Source organism: Bradyrhizobium sp. CAR08 (assembly GCF_052871955.1).
The window spans coordinates 216,036-233,687 of the sequence record NZ_JBIXJX010000003.1 but is presented as its reverse complement, the minus strand read 5'-3'; the positions used below and the strand labels follow the sequence as shown (position 1 = coordinate 233,687).

The 17,652-nt window shown below is 62.8% G+C and carries 18 protein-coding genes, 1 tRNA gene and 1 pseudogene; 11 read left to right on the top strand and 9 right to left on the bottom strand.

Going from position 1 to position 17,652, the window contains the following annotated elements; all coding sequences use genetic code 11:
• Window positions 1-21 precede the first annotated feature (21 nt).
• From ACIPUD_RS08600 to aroA, 6 genes are all read right to left on the bottom strand, one after another.
• Window positions 22-414, bottom strand: a complete 393-nt coding sequence (locus ACIPUD_RS08600) for a lipopolysaccharide assembly protein LapA domain-containing protein (protein WP_446480386.1) — start codon at window positions 412-414, stop codon at window positions 22-24.
• A gap of 71 nt (window positions 415-485) precedes the next feature.
• Window positions 486-791 carry an integration host factor subunit beta gene (locus ACIPUD_RS08595; RefSeq protein ID WP_007598410.1) on the bottom strand — a complete coding sequence of 102 codons (306 nt, stop codon included), beginning with the start codon at window positions 789-791 and terminating at the stop codon, window positions 486-488.
• A gap of 172 nt (window positions 792-963) precedes the next feature.
• Window positions 964-1,944 carry a signal peptide peptidase SppA gene (sppA, locus tag ACIPUD_RS08590; protein ID WP_018455760.1) on the bottom strand — a complete coding sequence of 327 codons (981 nt, stop codon included), beginning with the start codon at window positions 1,942-1,944 and terminating at the stop codon, window positions 964-966.
• A 264-nt stretch (window positions 1,945-2,208) separates the two neighbouring features.
• Window positions 2,209-3,915, bottom strand: coding sequence for a 30S ribosomal protein S1 (gene rpsA / locus ACIPUD_RS08585; RefSeq protein WP_027566167.1), 1,707 nt, complete (start codon window positions 3,913-3,915; stop codon window positions 2,209-2,211).
• Window positions 3,916-4,181: 266 nt separating this feature from the next.
• The gene (gene cmk / locus ACIPUD_RS08580; protein ID WP_018455758.1) at window positions 4,182-4,820 is read right to left on the bottom strand and encodes a (d)CMP kinase; all 639 of its coding nucleotides are present in this window, start codon (window positions 4,818-4,820) and stop codon (window positions 4,182-4,184) included.
• On the bottom strand, window positions 4,817-6,154 hold the full coding sequence (aroA, locus tag ACIPUD_RS08575; RefSeq protein WP_446480385.1) for a 3-phosphoshikimate 1-carboxyvinyltransferase: 1,338 nt from the start codon (window positions 6,152-6,154) through the stop codon (window positions 4,817-4,819). The genes cmk and aroA overlap by 4 nt, the downstream gene beginning before the upstream one ends.
• A gap of 171 nt (window positions 6,155-6,325) precedes the next feature.
• On the opposite strand from aroA, the gene ACIPUD_RS08570 reads away from it, so the two are divergent.
• The 3 genes from ACIPUD_RS08570 (at window position 6,326) to ACIPUD_RS08560 (ending at window position 7,273) form a co-directional block, all read left to right on the top strand.
• The gene (locus ACIPUD_RS08570; RefSeq protein WP_007598417.1) at window positions 6,326-6,736 is read left to right on the top strand and encodes a TIGR02300 family protein; all 411 of its coding nucleotides are present in this window, start codon (window positions 6,326-6,328) and stop codon (window positions 6,734-6,736) included.
• A 66-nt stretch (window positions 6,737-6,802) separates the two neighbouring features.
• Window positions 6,803-6,878, top strand: a tRNA-Ala gene (locus tag ACIPUD_RS08565).
• Window positions 6,879-7,036: 158 nt separating this feature from the next.
• Window positions 7,037-7,273 (top strand): GIY-YIG nuclease family protein, encoded by a 237-nt coding sequence (locus tag ACIPUD_RS08560; RefSeq protein ID WP_446480384.1) that lies wholly within the window; start codon window positions 7,037-7,039, stop codon window positions 7,271-7,273.
• 2 nt (window positions 7,274-7,275) lie between these two features.
• On the opposite strand, the gene ACIPUD_RS08555 is transcribed toward ACIPUD_RS08560, so the two are convergent.
• Entirely contained in the window at window positions 7,276-7,737 is a 462-nt protein-coding gene (locus ACIPUD_RS08555; RefSeq protein WP_377786704.1) for a MarR family winged helix-turn-helix transcriptional regulator, read from the bottom strand.
• 155 nt (window positions 7,738-7,892) lie between these two features.
• On the opposite strand from ACIPUD_RS08555, the gene ACIPUD_RS08550 reads away from it, so the two are divergent.
• From ACIPUD_RS08550 to ACIPUD_RS08515, 8 genes are all read left to right on the top strand, one after another.
• A complete protein-coding gene (locus ACIPUD_RS08550; protein WP_007598424.1) occupies window positions 7,893-8,318 on the top strand; it encodes an organic hydroperoxide resistance protein in 426 nt (141 codons plus the stop codon).
• 176 nt (window positions 8,319-8,494) lie between these two features.
• A complete protein-coding gene (locus ACIPUD_RS08545) occupies window positions 8,495-9,712 on the top strand; it encodes a CaiB/BaiF CoA transferase family protein (RefSeq protein WP_026233020.1) in 1,218 nt (405 codons plus the stop codon).
• A 220-nt stretch (window positions 9,713-9,932) separates the two neighbouring features.
• A complete protein-coding gene (gene ugpB, locus ACIPUD_RS08540; RefSeq protein ID WP_085349940.1) occupies window positions 9,933-11,249 on the top strand; it encodes a sn-glycerol-3-phosphate ABC transporter substrate-binding protein UgpB in 1,317 nt (438 codons plus the stop codon).
• Window positions 11,250-11,296: 47 nt separating this feature from the next.
• Complete coding sequence (ugpA, locus tag ACIPUD_RS08535; RefSeq protein ID WP_018455751.1) at window positions 11,297-12,178, top strand: sn-glycerol-3-phosphate ABC transporter permease UgpA; 882 nt, start codon at window positions 11,297-11,299, stop codon at window positions 12,176-12,178.
• Window positions 12,178-13,026, top strand: a complete 849-nt coding sequence (ugpE, locus tag ACIPUD_RS08530) for a sn-glycerol-3-phosphate ABC transporter permease UgpE (RefSeq protein ID WP_027514732.1) — start codon at window positions 12,178-12,180, stop codon at window positions 13,024-13,026. The genes ugpA and ugpE overlap by 1 nt, the downstream gene beginning before the upstream one ends.
• Before the next feature lie 5 nt (window positions 13,027-13,031).
• Window positions 13,032-14,111, top strand: coding sequence for a sn-glycerol-3-phosphate import ATP-binding protein UgpC (locus ACIPUD_RS08525; RefSeq protein WP_446480383.1), 1,080 nt, complete (start codon window positions 13,032-13,034; stop codon window positions 14,109-14,111).
• Between the two features lie 294 nt (window positions 14,112-14,405).
• On the top strand, window positions 14,406-14,831 hold the full coding sequence (locus tag ACIPUD_RS08520; protein WP_007598583.1) for an Hsp20 family protein: 426 nt from the start codon (window positions 14,406-14,408) through the stop codon (window positions 14,829-14,831).
• A 51-nt stretch (window positions 14,832-14,882) separates the two neighbouring features.
• Window positions 14,883-15,155: a BQ00720 family protein gene (locus ACIPUD_RS08515; RefSeq protein ID WP_007598581.1), complete on the top strand. Its 273-nt coding sequence runs from the start codon at window positions 14,883-14,885 to the stop codon at window positions 15,153-15,155.
• 165 nt (window positions 15,156-15,320) lie between these two features.
• On the opposite strand, the gene ACIPUD_RS08510 is transcribed toward ACIPUD_RS08515, so the two are convergent.
• Window positions 15,321-16,343, bottom strand: coding sequence for a glycoside hydrolase family 5 protein (locus ACIPUD_RS08510; RefSeq protein ID WP_446480382.1), 1,023 nt, complete (start codon window positions 16,341-16,343; stop codon window positions 15,321-15,323).
• Window positions 16,340-17,474: pseudogene (locus tag ACIPUD_RS08505) on the bottom strand (O-antigen ligase family protein). The gene ACIPUD_RS08510 and the pseudogene ACIPUD_RS08505 overlap by 4 nt, the downstream one beginning before the upstream one ends.
• Window positions 17,475-17,652: the final 178 nt, after the last annotated feature.

Here is a 17,652-nt window from a genome sequence, read left to right as displayed (position 1 = left end):
GCTTTTCGGTTGCGGCCGCTTCTACAACGTCGCGCGCTGCTTGTCTCGCCCGACGGGCCCGTAAAGCCCCACACCGGAGGGAACGGGGAGGCGCTGGGACTCAGGCCTTGCTGCGGCAGACTGGGCCCGCAGATCAGCCAGCTCGCCTCGCGCGGCCCGGGCATCCGCGTCATGCCGGCGCGCCGCACGCCGCCAGTGCCGCTGGCCCAACCAGACGGCACAACCACCCGCGACCACCCCGAGCGCAGCCACCACGATCAGGAGCAGGAACAGCGGCAGCGTGACCGAGAATGACGGGTCGTTGGAAACGAAGGGATCGAACGAGACCGTGACGAAATGCCGGTTGGCGACGGCAAAGACCATCAGGACCAGGCCCAGCGGAATCACGACCAGCGCGGTCAGGAATTTTCGCATCTCGGCTCGCTCGCCTTGAATCGAGGTTGCGGCCGCATCACTGGCGACCGCGGGAAACCCTGAGGTGGACCTCAGTCTGGCGCGCCTGGATCCGGATGGTCGCGATTCAGCCGTTCGCGCATTTCCTTGCCGGTCTTGAAGAACGGAACGCTCTTCTGATCGACAGGCACATGGGCGCCGGTGCGCGGATTGCGCCCTGCGCGTGCAGGGCGATGCTTGACCGAGAAGGCACCGAAGCCGCGCAACTCGACGCGATCACCGCGCGCGAGAGCCGCTACGATCTCTTCGAGAATCGCATTCACAATGTTCTCGACATCCCGCTGGTACAGATGCGGGTTGTGCTCGGCGATACGCTGAACAAGTTCGGATTTGATCATCGAGAGATAGGACCCGGGAGCGTGCGGACGACCATTTCCGTGAAAATACCGTGATCTGTCAAGACGCTAAATGAGGGTTGAGCGTCGTGAAAACACGTGACAAATGCCGAAAAAGCGGGCTGGACCTACACGCGCCGAACGGGAAAAACCTCTGTAGCTCGCCCGGTTCCGGTCAGTTCGACGCCGCCGGCTGCCACAAGGCGAGCATTCCATCCATTCCGAGCCGATCGACCGCCTGTGCGACGCCGGTTTGTCCGATTTGATGCGCAATCGAGCCTAAACCCAGTGCTTCCAGCGTTACTGCGGCCGCCGTCTTGAGGAACGGCAGATCGCTGAAGCGCGGCTGCAGCTTGTAATCGCGCACGGAGAGCCCCTTCTTGACGCCCTTCTGCTCGACCAGCCAGGTCACGGCGGTCTTCTCGTCGCCGATCTGATCGATCAGCTTGAGATCGATGGCCTGGCGTCCGGTGAAGACACGGCCATCAACCACTTTCTCGAGCTGCGTGTCATCCATGCCACGCCGTTCCTTCACCAATCCCTTGAACCAGGCATAGGAATCCTTCACCAACGCATCGAGCGCCGCCCGTGCCTCAGGGCTGGTTGGCTCGAAACCGTTGGGCGCGGCCTTCAGCGGCGTGGACTTTACCTCCTCGACCTTGACGCCGACGGTCTTCAACAGCTCCGAGACGTTCGGAAACTGGAACAGCACGCCGATCGAGCCGACCAGCGAGCTCTGCTGGGCGATGATGTGATCGCTGGCGATCGCGGTGATGTAGCCGCCGGAGGCGGCGAGGCCTTCGACGACGACAACGAGCGGCTTCTTTGCCTTCAACCGTACAAGCGAATCATAGAGCTGCTCGGAGCCGGCGGTGGTGCCGCCCGGCGAATTGATGTGAACGATGACGGCGGCGGCCTGCGAATTCTCCAGCCGCTCGAGCGCCTGGGTCCGATCGGAATCGCTGCGGATCAGGCCCTCGATCTGGACCCGCGCGATCGAGCCGGCGGACGCGAACGTGCCGCGCGCACCAGGCGTCGCGACCAGCGCGAAGCCTGCGATCGCCGCGATCGCGATCAGCGCGGCCAATACGCGCCAGAACGTCAGCTTGCGGCGGATCCTGCGGCGATCGACGATGATGTCCGAATCGAGTGACATCTCAATATCTCCAAATGAAAGGCCAGGCGCGTTGTGCCGTCGCAGCGTCGCCATTGGCTTATCTGGATACATCAATTGCGGCGCAATTAGAAGAAAACAAGGCCGGCTGCCGCGTAGCCCGGATGGAGCGCAAGCGTAATCCGGGGTTCTCGCCTCACGGAGAGGCTTTCCCGGATTTCACTTCGCCCCATCCGGGCGACGACCTCACTACAAAAAAGCCCCGGCTCGCGCCGGGGCTTTGATGCAGTGAAACCTGCGTTTCGCTTACTTGGTGTCGCGGTTCTTGAGCGCGGTGCCGAGGATGTCGCCGAGCGTTGCTCCCGAATCGGAAGAGCCGTACTGCGCGATGGCTTCCTTCTCTTCGGCGACTTCGAGCGCCTTGATTGACACCTGGACCTTGCGGGCCTTCTTGTCGAACTGGATCACGCGGGCATCGACCTTCTCGCCGACGGCGAAGCGTTCGGCGCGCTGATCGTTGCGGTCACGAGCGAGCTCCGAGCGCTTCACGAACGTGGTGAAGTCGGTACCGGTGATCTTCACCTCGATGCCGCTCTCCTTCACTTCGATCACTTCGCAGGTCACGACCGCGCCCTTCTTGACATCGCCCGGCTCGGCGAAGGGGTCGCCTTCAAGCTGTTTGATTCCAAGAGAAATGCGCTCCTTCTCGACGTCCACATCGAGCACCACGGCCTTCACCATGTCGCCCTTCTTGTAGTTGTCGATCACCTGCTCGCCCGGCTGCTTCCAGTCGAGGTCGGAGAGATGGACCATGCCGTCGACGTCGCCCTCGAGGCCCAGGAACAAACCGAATTCGGTCTTGTTCTTGACCTCGCCCTCGACCGTCGAACCGGTCGGGTGACCTTCGACGAAGACCTCCCACGGGTTGCGCATGGTCTGCTTGAGGCCGAGCGAGATGCGGCGCTTGACGGAATCCACTTCCAGCACCTGCACTTCGACTTCCTGCGAGGTCGAAACGATCTTGCCGGGGTGCATGTTCTTCTTGGTCCACGACATCTCGGAGACGTGGATCAGGCCTTCGATGCCCGGCTCGAGCTCGACGAACGCGCCGTAGTCGGTGATGTTGGTGACGCGACCGGTGAAGCGGGCACCCAGCGGGTACTTGGCTTCGATGCCCTGCCACGGATCGTCCAACAGCTGCTTCATGCCCAGCGAGATGCGGTGCGTCTCGTGGTTGATCTTGATGATCTTGACCTTCACGGTCTGGCCGATCGAGAGCACCTCGGTCGGATGGTTGACGCGGCGCCACGCGATATCGGTGACGTGCAGCAGACCGTCGATGCCGCCGAGATCAACGAACGCACCGTAATCGGTGATGTTCTTGACCACGCCGTCGATGACCTGACCCTCTTCGAGGTTCTGCACCAGTTCCTGGCGCTGCTCGGCGCGGGTCTCTTCGAGAACCGTGCGGCGGGACACGACGATGTTGCCGCGGCGACGGTCCATCTTGAGGATCTGGAACGGCTGCGAGTTGTTCATCAGCGGCGCAACGTCGCGGATCGGACGGATGTCGACCTGCGAACGCGGCAGGAAGGCCACGGCACCGTCGAGGTCGACGGTGAAGCCGCCCTTGACCTGGTTGAAGATGACGCCGTTGACCTTCTCGTTGTTCTGGAAGGCCTTCTCGAGCTTGCCCCAGCTCTCTTCGCGGCGCGCCTTGTCGCGCGACAGCACGGCTTCGCCGAGGGCGTTCTCGATCCGATCGAGGAACACTTCCACCTCGTCGCCGACCTTGAGCTCGCTGTCACGGCCGGGGCCGGAAAATTCGCGCAGGGCAACGCGGCCCTCGGTCTTCAGGCCGACGTCGATGACGGCCATGTCCTTTTCGATTGCAACAACCTTGCCCTTGATGACTGAGCTTTCCTGCAGGTTGCCGCCTGCGAAGGACTCGTCGAGCATCGCGGCGAAATCGTCGCGCGACGGGCTATAGGTATCAGCAGAAGTCGAAGCCATTTGTTCTCCAGTTGCGGATGTCATGCCGGCCGTTGGGTTCTTGGGCGCACCGTACGCGCAGTGTCGGAAGGTCCGCAGAACCTTCGAGCGACCGCTCGCTGCTCCGACCTGGAGGGCGGAACAGCGGAAGCGGGCCGGCTGAGGCCCGCGCGTTCGATACGTGGAAATCTTTTGTCCGGAGCCTGGATCGCGTCGGCCCAAGCAGGGACCGAGAGTATCGACCTCAAAGAGCGGGAGCGGGCGCTTCCTCCAATGACGGCAGCGGCTTAACCCCGCGACCGGCCCGCTCGGACGGCCTCGATAATGTCGATGGCGGCCCGGACGCCGCCTTCTATATCCAGTTGGGAGTTATCTAGCAAGTAAGCATCCGGGGCCGGCTTCAGGGGCGCGATCGCCCGGTTCTTGTCGCGTTCGTCGCGCTGGATGATATCGGCGAGCACGGCCGCCTCGTCGGCCTCCTCGCCCCGCGCCTTGGCCTCCATGGTCCGGCGGCGGGCACGGACCTTGGGGTCGGCGACGACGAAGATCTTCACGTCGGCATGGGGGCAGATCACGGTTCCAATATCCCGCCCATCGAGCACGGCGCCGGGCGGATCGGCGGCGAATTGCCGCTGAAAGTTGATGAGGGCCTCGCGCACCTTGGGGATCGCCGAGACGATCGAGGCGCCCTCGCCGGCCTTCTGGGTCTTCAGGGCGGGATTGCCGAACTTTTCGGGATCGAGTTCCAGCGCCGCAGCGACCGCCGCCGCCTCGTCCCGGAGATCATGACCGGACTGCATGAGGGAATAGGCCACCGCGCGATAGATCACGCCGGTATCAAGGTGACGGTAGCCGTAATGGTGGGCAAGGCGCTTGCCGAGGGTGCCCTTGCCCGACGCCGCGGGCCCGTCGATGGCAATGATCATGAAAAATCGGCCCCAAGCGAACGCATCATCGGGATGAAATCCGGAAAACTGGTGGCGATGAAGGCGGTGTCATCGACGGTTACCGGCTGATCGGAGGCGCAGCCCATCACCAGCGCGGACATCGCGATGCGATGATCCATGTGGGTGGCCACGACGCCGCCGCCGGGAACGTGGCCGTGGCCTTCGACGATCAAATCGTCGCCGGAGATCTCGACCTTGACACCGTTGACGCGGAGCATGGCGGCGGTTGCCTCCAAACGGTCGGATTCCTTGACGCGCAGCTCCTGCAGGCCGCGCATGATGGTCGTGCCCTCGGCGAAGGCGGCCGCCACCGCAAGCACCAGATATTCGTCGATCATCGACGGTGCGCGCTCCGGCGGCACTTCGACACCGCGCAGTTTCGAGGCGCGCACCCGCAGCTTTGCCATCGGCTCGCCGGCGTCGCCGCGAACTTCGCTTTCCTCGATCGAGGCCCCCATTTCGCGCAGCGTGGTGAAAAGACCGGTCCGCAGCGGATTGGTCATGACATCGGACAGGACGATCTCGGAGCCTTCGACGATCAGCGCAGCAACGATGGGGAACGCCGCCGACGAGGGATCGGCGGGCACGACGACATTGGCGCCATGCAGCTCAGGCTGCCCCACGAGCGTGATACGGCGGCCGTGCTGACCTTCCTGCACCGAGGTGATCTCGGCGCCGAAATGCTTGAGCATCAGCTCGGTGTGGTCGCGACTGGCCTCGGTCTCGATGACGGTCGTGGTGCCCGGCGCGGCCAGGCCCGCGAGCAGGACGGCGGATTTGATCTGGGCGGAGGCGACAGGCGTCTTGTAGGTGATCGGCAGCGGATCGCGCGCACCCTGGACGGTCAGCGGCAGACGGCCGCCCTCGCCGCCGGAGACGACCTTCGCACCCATCTTTTCCAGCGGATTCAGGATCCGGCGCATGGGCCGGCTGCGCAGCGAGGCATCGCCGTCGAAAACCGCAGAGATCGGGCAGCCGGCGACGGCGCCCATGACGAGCCGGCAGCCGGTGCCGGAATTGCCGAAATCCAGCGGCGCTTTGGGCTCCGCAAAGCCTGCGACACCCACGCCGTTCACCTTCCAGGCGAAATCTCCGGTGCGCTCGACCGCGGCGCCGAGCGCCTGCATCGATTTGGCGGTGTTAAGGACGTCCTCGCCCTCCAGGAGGCCCGAAATCCGTGTCTCTCCGACCGCGAGCGCGCCGAGGATGAGGGCACGGTGGGAGATCGACTTGTCTCCGGGCACCCTTACTTTCCCGGTCAGGGGACCGCTGGCGCGCGACTGGAGCGGCGTCGGCTTGTCGGAATCGGTCAAGTTTGTGTCCTTGGTAGGCCCGAAACGTCCCTGTGGGACTCGCGGGGCAGGTACCACATGGTCTCCCCGCCGTCACGGGCATGTCGTTCTCCCGCAATGCGCTATTGACAGCGGGCCGCCAACTAGCCAAGTGAAGCACCGCTTTTCAGACATTTCCAGGATTCCTCTGCCGTGGCCAAGTCCGAACTCGGAACTAAACGTATTTGCCCGACCACGGGCAAAAAGTTCTATGACCTCAACAAGAATCCGGTGATCTCGCCCTATACCGGTGAAGTCGTGCCGATCGCGCCCATCGCGCCGGCTCGCGCACCCCGCGGTGCCGAAGCCCGTCACGCAGCCGCTGCCGCCGACGCCACGCCAGAGCCGGCGGAGGTCGAGGAGGTCTCGCTCGAGGAGGCCGATGCCGAGGAGAACACCGGCAAGGTCAAGGCCGTCGTGCCCGAATCCGAGGACGACATCGAAGTCGATGAAACTATCGAGGACGATGACGACGATGATTCGACCTTTATCGCCGACGACGAAGAAGGCGATGAGGACGTCACCGACATCATTGGTGATGTCGGCGGTGACGAAGAGACTTGAGATAATTCCAGAACTGTGGTTCTGGGTCTTTCCCGACGCGTCGCCCAAGGCGCGTCGGACGGTTAAGGGGCCATAGCTCAGCTGGGAGAGCGCTTGCATGGCATGCAAGAGGTCGGCGGTTCGATCCCGCCTGGCTCCACCAGCCTTCGCTGGCTTCGCCAGCTACGGCTCGGCAAGCCAGCTCCGCTCCAATGTAGCGAAGCTAGCGAAGGCTGCCGCGGCGTAGCCCGAAGGGCGAAGCCGGGCTTCAGCAGATCAAAAGCGGATGTAAGCTCTCCCTCGACAACTGGGGAGTGTGCTGTGAAGTACGTCTACATCCTTGAAAGCCTTAATTCGCTCCACTTCTACGTCGGGATTACCGAAGATCTGCGCGCCCGACTGACAAAGCACAATGCTGGTGAGGTGCCCCACACCTCGAAATACGGACCTTGGCGGATCAAGACTTACGTCGCGTTCAGCAACGAGAAGCAGGCCGTAGCATTCGAGAAGTACCTGAAGTCAGCGTCCGGTCGCGCCTTCGCCAAGAAACGGCTCTAACCCTACTCCCCGATCACCGCATTCAACCGATCGCGCAACGCCACAATCTCGTCCTTCATCGCGACAAGTTCCGAGACCGAGCAGTCCGATGCCGCCAGGATCGATTGCGGCACGGCCCGCGCCTTGTCCTTCAGGGCCTGGCCCTGCGCGGTCAACGCGATCAGCACCTGACGTTCGTCCTCGCTGGAGCGCGTGCGCTTGACGAGGTGGGCCGCCTCGAGCCGCTTGAGCAGCGGTGTCAGCGTGCCCGAATCCAGGTGCAGCTTTTCGCCGATGCTCTTGACCGGCACGTCGTCGCGCTCCCACAGCACCAGCATCACCAGATATTGCGGATAGGTCAGGCCGAGCCGGTCCAGCAGCGGCTTGTAGACGCGGTTGAAGGCATGCGCGGCGGAATAGACCGCGAAGCAGATCTGGTTGTCGAGGCGCAGCGGCGCGTCCGCTGCCGAATGTTTCCGGGGCATCGAGAATCTCACAGGACTTGCTCCATTCTGGGGCCGGCCGTCGCTACATTCAATTGCGAACAATTAAATGTGAGACGCTATAATTTCAATTGCGCGCAATCTAATTGCCTGCGATAAAGATGGCGCCCCCACCCCGAAAACACAGGGAGACAAAAATGTCAGTGAACGTCCTCTACAAGACCAGCGCAAAGGCCACCGGCGGCCGCGACGGCCATGCCGCGACCCTCGACGGCGCGCTCGACGTCAAGCTCACCACGCCGAAGGAGCTCGGCGGCGGAGGCGGCGCCGGCAACAATCCCGAGCAGCTGTTTGCTGCGGGCTATGCCGCCTGCTTCATCGGCGCGATGAAGTTCGTGTCCTCGCAGGGCGGCCCCAAGGTTCCGGCCGACGCCTCCGTGACTTCGACCGTCGGCATCGGCCCGCGCGCGGCCGGCGGCTTCGGTCTCGACATCGACCTTGCCGTCTCGCTGCCAGGCCTCGCCCGCGCGGAAGCCGAGGCGCTGGTCGAGAAGGCGCACCAGGTGTGTCCGTATTCCAACGCGACGCGCGGCAATGTCGACGTCCGCCTGACGGTGGTCTGACCGGTTTCGGTGAAGCGGCTGGCCCGGGATACCCCCGGGCCGGCCGCCTCCCTTGATTTGCCATCTCGCGGGATTGCGGCGAGCGGCCTGCATGACGCCCTACGCGCGAAGCCATTGCCGGCTCGGACGAACCTCGTTAGGCCTGTGATCAATACCGACACAGGGGACGCGAAGGCATGACTGAAGCCGCCAGTTCTGGAGCTGCCATGGGTGCAATGAGCGGCCTGCGCGTCATCGATCTGACGCGCGTGCTCGGCGGCCCCTATTGCACCCAGATCCTCGCCGACCATGGCGCCGACGTGATCAAGGTCGAGCCGCCCGCAGGCGACGAGGTACGCGACTGGGGCCCTCCCTTCCACGAGGAAGACGCGGCCTATTTCATCGGCATCAACCGCAACAAGCGCTCGATCGGCCTCGACCTCGCCTCCGAGGGCGGCCGGACCGTGCTGCTCAAGATGCTGGAGAGCGCCGACGTCCTGATCGAGAACTTCAAGCCGGGCACGCTGGAGAAATGGGGCATCGGCAACGAGGTGTTGCGGGAAAAATTCCCGCGCCTCGTGCATTGCCGGATCTGCGGCTTCGGCGCCGACGGGCCGCGCGGCGGCAATCCCGGCTATGACGCCATCATCCAGGCCATGACCGGCATGATCGCGGCGACCGGCTCGCCCGAGAGCGGACCGATGCGGATCGGCGTGCCGCTGGTCGACATCGGCACCGGCCTCTATGCGGCGATCGGCATCTTGATGGCGCTGTCGGAGCGGCAGCGCTCGGGCCAGGGCCAGTTCCTGGAGACCACGCTGTACGAGACCGGTCTCGCCATCATGCATCCGCACACCGCGAATTATTTCATGCATGGCAAGCCGCCGTCGCTCACCGGCAACGAGCATCCCAACCTCGTGCCCTATGCGATCTTCCCGACCAAGACCGACGACATCTTCATCGGCGTCGGCAATGACGGCACCTTCCGCAAGCTCGCCAAGGAGATCGGCAAGCCCGAGCTCGGCACCGATCCGCGCTTTGCGCGCAACAAGGATCGCATCGGCAATCGCGAGGCGCTGCGGGCCGAGCTTGCCGCCGTGTTCAGCCAGCACGAGGCCGAGCCGCTGTGCAATCGCCTGCTCGCCGCGGGCCTGCCCGCCGGCCCCGTGCAGAAGATCGACCAGGCATTGACCAACCCGCACACGATCGCGCGCGGCGATATTATCGAGAAGGATTGGTACAAGGGCGTGGCGTCGCCGATCCGGCTCGACCGCAGCAAGCCGAGCCTGCGGCGCCTGCCGCCGAAATTCAGCGAGCACGCCGCCGAGGTGCTGGGCGAATTCGGCTACTCCAGGTCCGAGATCGACGCGATGGTCGAGCAGGGCACTGTCTGCGGCCCCGAGCGCAAGCGCTAGCGCCCTCGCCTTCCACATCCCACGGCAATGCCGCAGTGCGGTGCGGGCGCTCTGTGCACCGCGAACGGAGGACGCTGCGCGCGCGGCATTCGCCTATTTGACGGCTTCCCTTTTCCAGCGCTTGCCGCTTTCGTTTCGGCCGCTTACACAGTCATGTGAACGTCATATGGCGCTGCTAGCGCAAGCGATCATTTTTGACGGCCCAAGGGAGGTTTACTTGATGGCTCTTCGACATTTTGGAGCGGCTGCCGCTATTGCACTCACGATTGGACTGTCGGCCTCGCCGGCCTTGGCCGTGACCGAAATCCAGTGGTGGCACGCGATGACCGGCGCCAACAACGACGTCATCGTCAAGCTCGCCACCGACTTCAACGCGTCGCAGAGCGACTACAAGGTGATCCCGACCTACAAGGGCAACTATCCCGATACGATGAACGCCGGCATCGCGGCGTTCCGCGCCGGCAACGCCCCGCACATCATGCAGGTGTTCGAAGTCGGCACCGCGACCATGATGGCCGCGACCGGCGCCGTGAAGCCCGTCTACAAGCTGATGGCCGACGCCGGCGAGAAGTTCGACCCCAAGATCTACCTGCCCGCCATCACCGGTTATTATTCGACGTCGAAGGGCGAGATGCTGTCCTTCCCTTTCAACTCGTCCTCGACCGTGATGTGGGTGAACCTCGACGAGCTGAAGAAGGCGAACGTAGAGATCCCGAAGACCTGGCCCGAAACGTTCGAGGCCGCCAAGAAGCTGAAGGCTGCCGGTCATGACACCTGCGGCTTCTCGGGCTCCTGGATCACCTGGGTCAATCTCGAGCAGCTCTCGGCGTGGCACAACGTGCCGCTCGCCAGCAAGGCCAACGGCCTCGACGGCTTCGACACCGTGCTCGAGTTCAACGGACCGCTTCAGGTCAAGCATCTCGAAACCCTGGTCGAGCTGCAGAAGACCAAGACCTATGACTACGCCGGCCGCACCAACACCGGCGAAGGCCGCTTCACTTCGGGCGAGTGCCCGATCTACCTGACCTCGTCGGCCTTCTTCGGCAACGTCAAGGCGCAGGCCAAGTTCAACTTCACCGCCGTGCCGATGCCGTATTATCCCGACGTCAAGGGCGCACCGCAGAACTCGATCATCGGCGGCGCTTCGCTGTGGGTGATGGGCGGCAAGTCGGCCGAGGAATACAAGGGCGTCGCGAAATTCCTGACCTTCCTCTCCGACACCGATCGCCAGGTCTACATCCACAAGGCCTCCGGCTACCTGCCGATCACCAAGGCGGCCTACGCCAAGGCGAAGGAAGAAGGCTTCTACAAGGATCAGCCCTATCTCGAGACCCCGCTGCTCGAGCTGACCAACAAGGAGCCGACCGAGAATTCGCGCGGTCTGCGCCTCGGCAACATGGTGCAGCTGCGTGACGTCTGGTCGGAAGAGATTGAGCAGGCGCTGGCCGGCAAGAAGACCGCCAAGCAGGCGCTCGATGCCGCCGTCGAGCGCGGCAACACGATGCTGCGGCAGTTCGAAAAGACCGCCGTCAAGTGAGGCAATGAGCGGCAGGCCGCGACCCGGCCTGCCGCTCTGCTGGCATCATGCAAAAGCAAGCCATCTTCCAGTCAAGACTGTTACCGTACGCGCTGGTTGCGCCGCAGCTCGCGATCGTCCTGATTTTCTTCTATTGGCCGGCCCTGCAGGCGGTGATCCAGTCCTTCCTGCTCCAGGATGCGTTCGGTCTGTCGACCACCTTTGTCTGGTTCGAGAATTACGTCGAGCTGTTCAAGGACGCAGCCTATTTCGAGGCGATCGTCCGGACCTTCTTGTTCTCGTTCGCCATTGCCGTCTCGTCGCTGTCCTTTGCGCTGCTGCTCGCCGTGATGGCGGACAAGCCGCTGCGTGGCTCGATGCTCTACCGCACGCTCCTGATCTGGCCCTATGCGGTGGCACCGCCCGTGGTCGGCGTGCTCTGGATCTTCATGCTGCATCCCTCGCTCGGCGTGCTCTCGCGCTATCTGCGCAATATGGGCGTCGACTGGAATCCGCTGCTCGACGGCGACCAGGCCGCGGCGCTGATCATCCTCGCCGCCGCGTGGAAGCAGATCTCCTATAATTTCCTGTTCTTCCTCGCCGGCCTGCAAGCGATCCCAAAGAGCGTGTTCGAAGCCGCCGCGATCGACGGCGCCCGTCCGATGCGGCGGTTCTGGACCGTGACCTTCCCGCTGCTGTCGCCGACCATCTTCTTCCTGCTGGTGGTCAACATCGTCTACGCCTTCTTCGACACGTTCGGCATCATCGACACGATGACCCGCGGCGGCCCCGGAACGTCGACGGTCACGCTGGTCTACAAGGTCTATTCCGACGGCCTGCTCGGCGGCAATCTCGGCAGCTCGGCGGCGCAGTCGGTGATCCTGATGGTCATGGTCATCGTGCTCACCGGAATCCAGTTCCGGTTCGTCGAACGCAAGGTGACCTACTGATGGTCGAGGAAGAGGGCTTCCGGCGCTACATCGCCCACATCATCCTCTGGATCGGGATCGCGGTCGTCGCCTTCCCCGTCTACATCGCGTTCGTCGCCTCGACCCAGGACAACGCGCTGATCGCCAACGGGCAAATGTCGCTGCTGCCGGGCGGCCATTTCTTCGAGGTCTACTACCAGACCATTTTCGTCGGCACGAGCGGATCGACCCGCGAGCCCGTCGGCAACATGATGCTGAACTCGCTGGTGATGGCGCTGCTGATCGCGGTCGGCAAGATCGCGATCTCGATCATCTCGGCCTACGCGATCGTCTATTTCCGCTTTCCCTTCCGGATGCCGATCTTCTGGATCATCTTCATCACGCTGATGCTGCCGGTCGAGGTGCGCATCTATCCGACCTACAAGATCGTCGCCGATCTGCACATGCTCGACAGCTATGCGGGCCTGTCACTGCCGCTGATCGCCTCCGCCACCGCGACGCTGCTGTTTCGCCAGTTCTTCATGACGGTGCCGGACGAGCTGCTGGAGGCCTCGCGCATCGACGGCGCCGGTCCCCTGCGCTTCTTCTGGGATACGCTGCTGCCGCTGTCGCGCACCAACATGGCGGCGCTGTTCGTGATCCTCTTCATCCTCGGCTGGAATCAATATCTCTGGCCGCTGCTGATCACCACCCGCGACGACATGCAGACCATCCAGGTCGGCATCCGCAAGATGATCACCACCACCGACGCGCTGACCGAATGGCCGATCGTGATGGCGACGGCCGTGCTCGCGATGCTGCCGCCGGTGTTCGTCGTCGTCGTGATGCAGAAACTGTTCGTGCGCGGACTCGTGGAGACGGAAAAGTAAATCCCATGGCTAACGTCACCCTGCGCAACGTCCGCAAAACCTATCCCGGCGGCTTCGAGGCCATCAAGGGCGTCAACGTCGATGTCGGCGACGGCCAGTTCTGCGTGCTGGTCGGTCCCTCCGGCTGCGGCAAGTCGACATTGCTGCGCATGGTCGCAGGCCTCGAAACCGTCACCGGCGGCGAGATCGACATCGGCGGCCGCATCGTCAACCAGATCGAGCCCGCCGACCGCGACATCGCGATGGTGTTCCAGAACTACGCGCTCTATCCGCATATGAGCGTCTTCAACAACATGGCTTACGGCCTGCGCAACCGCGGCATGAAGGAGGCTGAGGTCAAGACCCGCGTCGACGAAGCTGCGCGCGTGCTCGAGCTCACGTCGATGCTGGAGCGCAAGCCGCGCCAGCTCTCCGGCGGCCAGCGCCAGCGCGTCGCCATGGGCCGCGCCATCGTGCGCCAGCCGAAGGTGTTTCTGTTCGACGAGCCGCTGTCCAACCTCGACGCAAAGCTCCGCATCGCGATGCGGGTCGAGATCCGCAAATTGCAGCGCCGGCTCAACACCACGTCGATCTACGTCACCCACGACCAGCTCGAGGCGATGACGCTCGCCGACATTCTCGTGGTGATGAATGGCGGCCAGGTCGAGCAGGTCGGCAATCCCTTGGCGATATACGAGAAGCCGGCGACGACTTTCGTCGCCTCCTTCATCGGCGCGCCACCGATGAATCTGATGTCGATTCGCGCCGACGAGATCAAGTCGCAGCTCGGCAGCACCGACGCCGGCATCCTCGGCATTCGCCCGGAGGATTTCGTCATCACCGACCAGACCCCGGCCGGCGGCGTCGCCCTTCCGCTCACCGTGGAAGCGATCGAGCGCGTCGGCGCCGAAACCTTCGTTTACGGCATGCGGGCCCAGGACGAGCAGCGCATCGCCGCCAACCCCGGCGAACTGCCGCCCGGCGAGGTCATCGTCCGCATTCCCGGCTCAGAGGCGCCGCCGATCGGCGAGAAGATCCGCGTCGCAGCAATGCGCCAAAAGCTGCATCTGTTCAGCGGCGATGGGCGGACGCGGATCGAGGCCTGACCGGGTTCCGCTGGGCCGTCGATTAAAAAACGCGAAAACAACCCCATGCACAGTAGAAGGGGGTTTGTTTTTGTTGAGAAAAATCACACCGCAATTTCGTCGGGCCGGCTTGTGGCAGGCGTTTCGCGCCATGGCGACAAGTCAGCTTTTGTGCATGGCAGAGCGGGTGAGCTGCCAGTCCACAGCCCCGGCTACGTCCTTGAACCCACACGCGGATATGCCCATATTGCTGATCAAGGGGTGCCTGTACGGGCCCTGATGCACCAAAGTCGCTTCGAGAGGACTTTGTAAACTATGTCTCGTGTTCCCACGCTTTCCAGTCCCTTCCTTCTGGGCTTCGACGAGATCGAGCGCGTGCTCGATCGGGTCGTCAAAGGCGCCGACGGTTACCCTCCCTACAATATCGAGAGGTGCGACCGGTCGGAGGGCCAGCCCGAGCGTCTGCGGATCACGCTGGCGGTCGCCGGATTCACCCGCGACCAACTCGATGTAACCATTGAGGAAAACCAGCTCGTCATTCGCGGGCGGCAGCAGGACGACAAGACCCGGCAATACATCCATCGCGGCATCGCCGCGCGCCACTTCCAGCGCACTTTCGTGCTGGCGGAGGGGATGCTGGTGCTGGGTGCGGATCTGAAGAACGGATTGCTGGCGATCGATCTTGCCCGGCCGGAACCGGAGAGGATCGTTAAGACAATCGCTATCAATGAGCACGAATAATGGAACGAGTAGCGGACTCGACCGCTTAGTTTCGAGAGAGGAGTCGAGACCATGAGTGAAGGTCACGTTGCGTTCGAATACGAAGCCAAGAACGTCTCGCCGGAGACGCTGGCAACCCTCGGCGAAGGCCATATCGCCTATGTGAAGCAGATCCGCTCTGAGGATGTGCCGGGCCTGTTTCCCGAAGCGCCGAAGATCGCGCCGGGCCTCAAGCTCTTCGCGCTCCACGCCGCCGACGGCACGCCGATCATGCTGACCGACAGCCGCGAAGCCGCGATCGCCAACGCCTGGAGCAACGAGCTGCAAGCGGTGAGCGTGCACTGAGCACGCGCGCGTCGCACGAATAGGGTTTCAAGCGGGCATGCCTTCGCAGGAAGGCGTGCCCGTTTGCTTTGGGGGATCCAGAATCTTTCCGTGGCAAGATTTTGGATTGCTTCGCTCGCTCGCAATGACGCAGTGTGCGGCGATGGCTCGCGTCCCGGATGCACCTCAACGCCCGGCCGGAAGCAGTGCCCGCAGGATGTCCGGCTTCCAGGCTTGACGCGCGCTGTCGAAGGCCGCGAAATCATGATCGAACTGCCAATATGCCCAAGCCCAGCCAAGCCGCTCTGCGCTCCGCGCCACGAATGACAGATATCTGGTCCGTGCTTCGGCTGGAGCGGCCTCGTACACGCCGAACTCGCCGAGATAGATCGGGCGCTTTTCTCTTTGGGACCAGGACCGAATCTTCTCGAAATCGGCGCGGGCCTTCTGTTTATCCTCCGGGGTACCCCAGTCGACCGGGCCGATTCTCGAGAATGTGGGCGACCACGGTGCGCCCTGATGGGTGAAACGGATCGGCGCGTAATAGTGAAACGTGACGATCAGATTCCGGTCATCCGACGGCAGGACCAGGTCCTCAACCGGCATCTCGTCGACGTTGAGAACCGAAGCGATGACCGTCCGCCGGGGATTGGTGGCGCGGACGATGCTGAGGCACTCGTTCAGAAGGCCGTTCCAGCCGGTGGACGACATCTGCCCGCCCGGCTCGTTGAGGACCTCGAAGACAAGTGCTGGATATTTCCCGGCATAGCGCGCGGCGATTTGGGTCCAGAACGATTTCAGCTTGTCTGTGCACTCGGAGATGTCGCGCTGACAAACATGGGTATCGTGCTCGTCCAGGATGGGGATGAGATTTCGGGCGAGCACTTCCTCGATGACGCCATCGAGCCGCCTCAAGACGACTTCATCCATTACCTTCTCCGGATTCATGAATTTAAAGCCGAAGAAATTGATCCGAACGTGCGAGAACCCGGCGCGTCTGATCGCAGTGAGGTTGTCCAGACGAAATGGCGCGTTTCGGCCTCCCTCCCAGACGCCGTCGTAGCCGAGGATGTTGATGCCGCGCCCCAATTTTGGAGCAGGGGGCGTGTTGGCCTGTCCGGCTGCCTCGGTCCGGAAGCAGATCGGAAGCACGGATAGTGCCAAGACAAGACGAAAGGCTATCGTCCAGCGGACGCGGATGGCATTCATCCTGTTTGCCCCGTCATCGCTGCAGGCCCCTGCTGGGGCACCGGCCTGCACACTGCGAAGGAGAATGCGACGAGCAGCACCGACGTGAACATTGTCGAGCGAAGAAACATCGTCTCCGTGAAGTTCGATTGAAAGCTCAGGACGACGAAGCCGATGATCAGCGCGCAGTGATACCGATCGATCGACCGGGTGGCGATCAAATAGAGGACCTTTTCCGAGAACAGATAAACGCTCGTGACGAACAGCAAATATCCCAGAAATCCAGTTTCAATCGCGACCGCGATGTAACCGGCTATGATAATTGTCGAGCACCCAGCCATGATTCTGGTTGAAATAGTCGTAGATCGCGGGGCGCGTCCAGAATCCGTTGATGCCGAAGCCCAGCAGCGGCGCATCGTTGAAATGGCCGATGGCGTACTGCCAAATGAAGGTCCGCTCGGTCAAATCGACGGTCGCCTCGCCGAGATGGATGGAATCGTACCCCGTCACGTAAAAATACAGCATCAGCAGAGCGGCCAGGATGCACATGATGAATGGCAACACCGCATAGATTTTCATGCAGCGGATCGACCACATGGAAGTCACGAGCAGCCCGCCTGCCGCGAATGCGACAGCGCCGGCACCACGCGACTCCGAGGCGATGACGCAGGTCGATGCCAGAACAAGCGACACGAGGAATGCAATCCATCCCTGCCCCGTGATCTTCTGATAACAGGCAAAGAACATCAGATATGCGCTGATAAAGCCGAGCGTCTGCTTCGATTCGTAGATTCCTTGCCACTGGCCGTTGTGCATCCAGCTCTGGTCGACGCCGATCTCGGGCACGAAGACGGCGCACAACGCCGAGGCGGCGACCAGAACGAACAGCCCAAGCGCCGTGGATCCGACGATCTCGTCGATGTCGATACGCGTGATGAGGCAATACGCACCGAAAGTCGTCACCACAAGTGCAACGCTCTTCATGATCGCTGCGATGGAAAGCGTGGTCCAGAGAACGGAAACGGCCGCGAGGGCATAAAATGTGACCAACGCGATGAGATCTGGATTGGGCTGGATCCGGACCCGCGGCCGTACGAAGACACTGGCATAGATCGAGACGATCCACATCAGCAGCGCGACCGCCTGCTGCACATAGCTCCACTCTGAAGGTAGTAATGCGGGGTGAAGAACACCCATTGATGCGATCACGTTGAGGGTGATCGAGCTGCGGATCACGTTTCTCGCCAGCCGTTCCACGCCGGCGCTTGGCGCTTTCCAGATCGCGCTTTCATATGCATCGGAGTCCGCTGCGGTATGCAGTCCGGCGCCA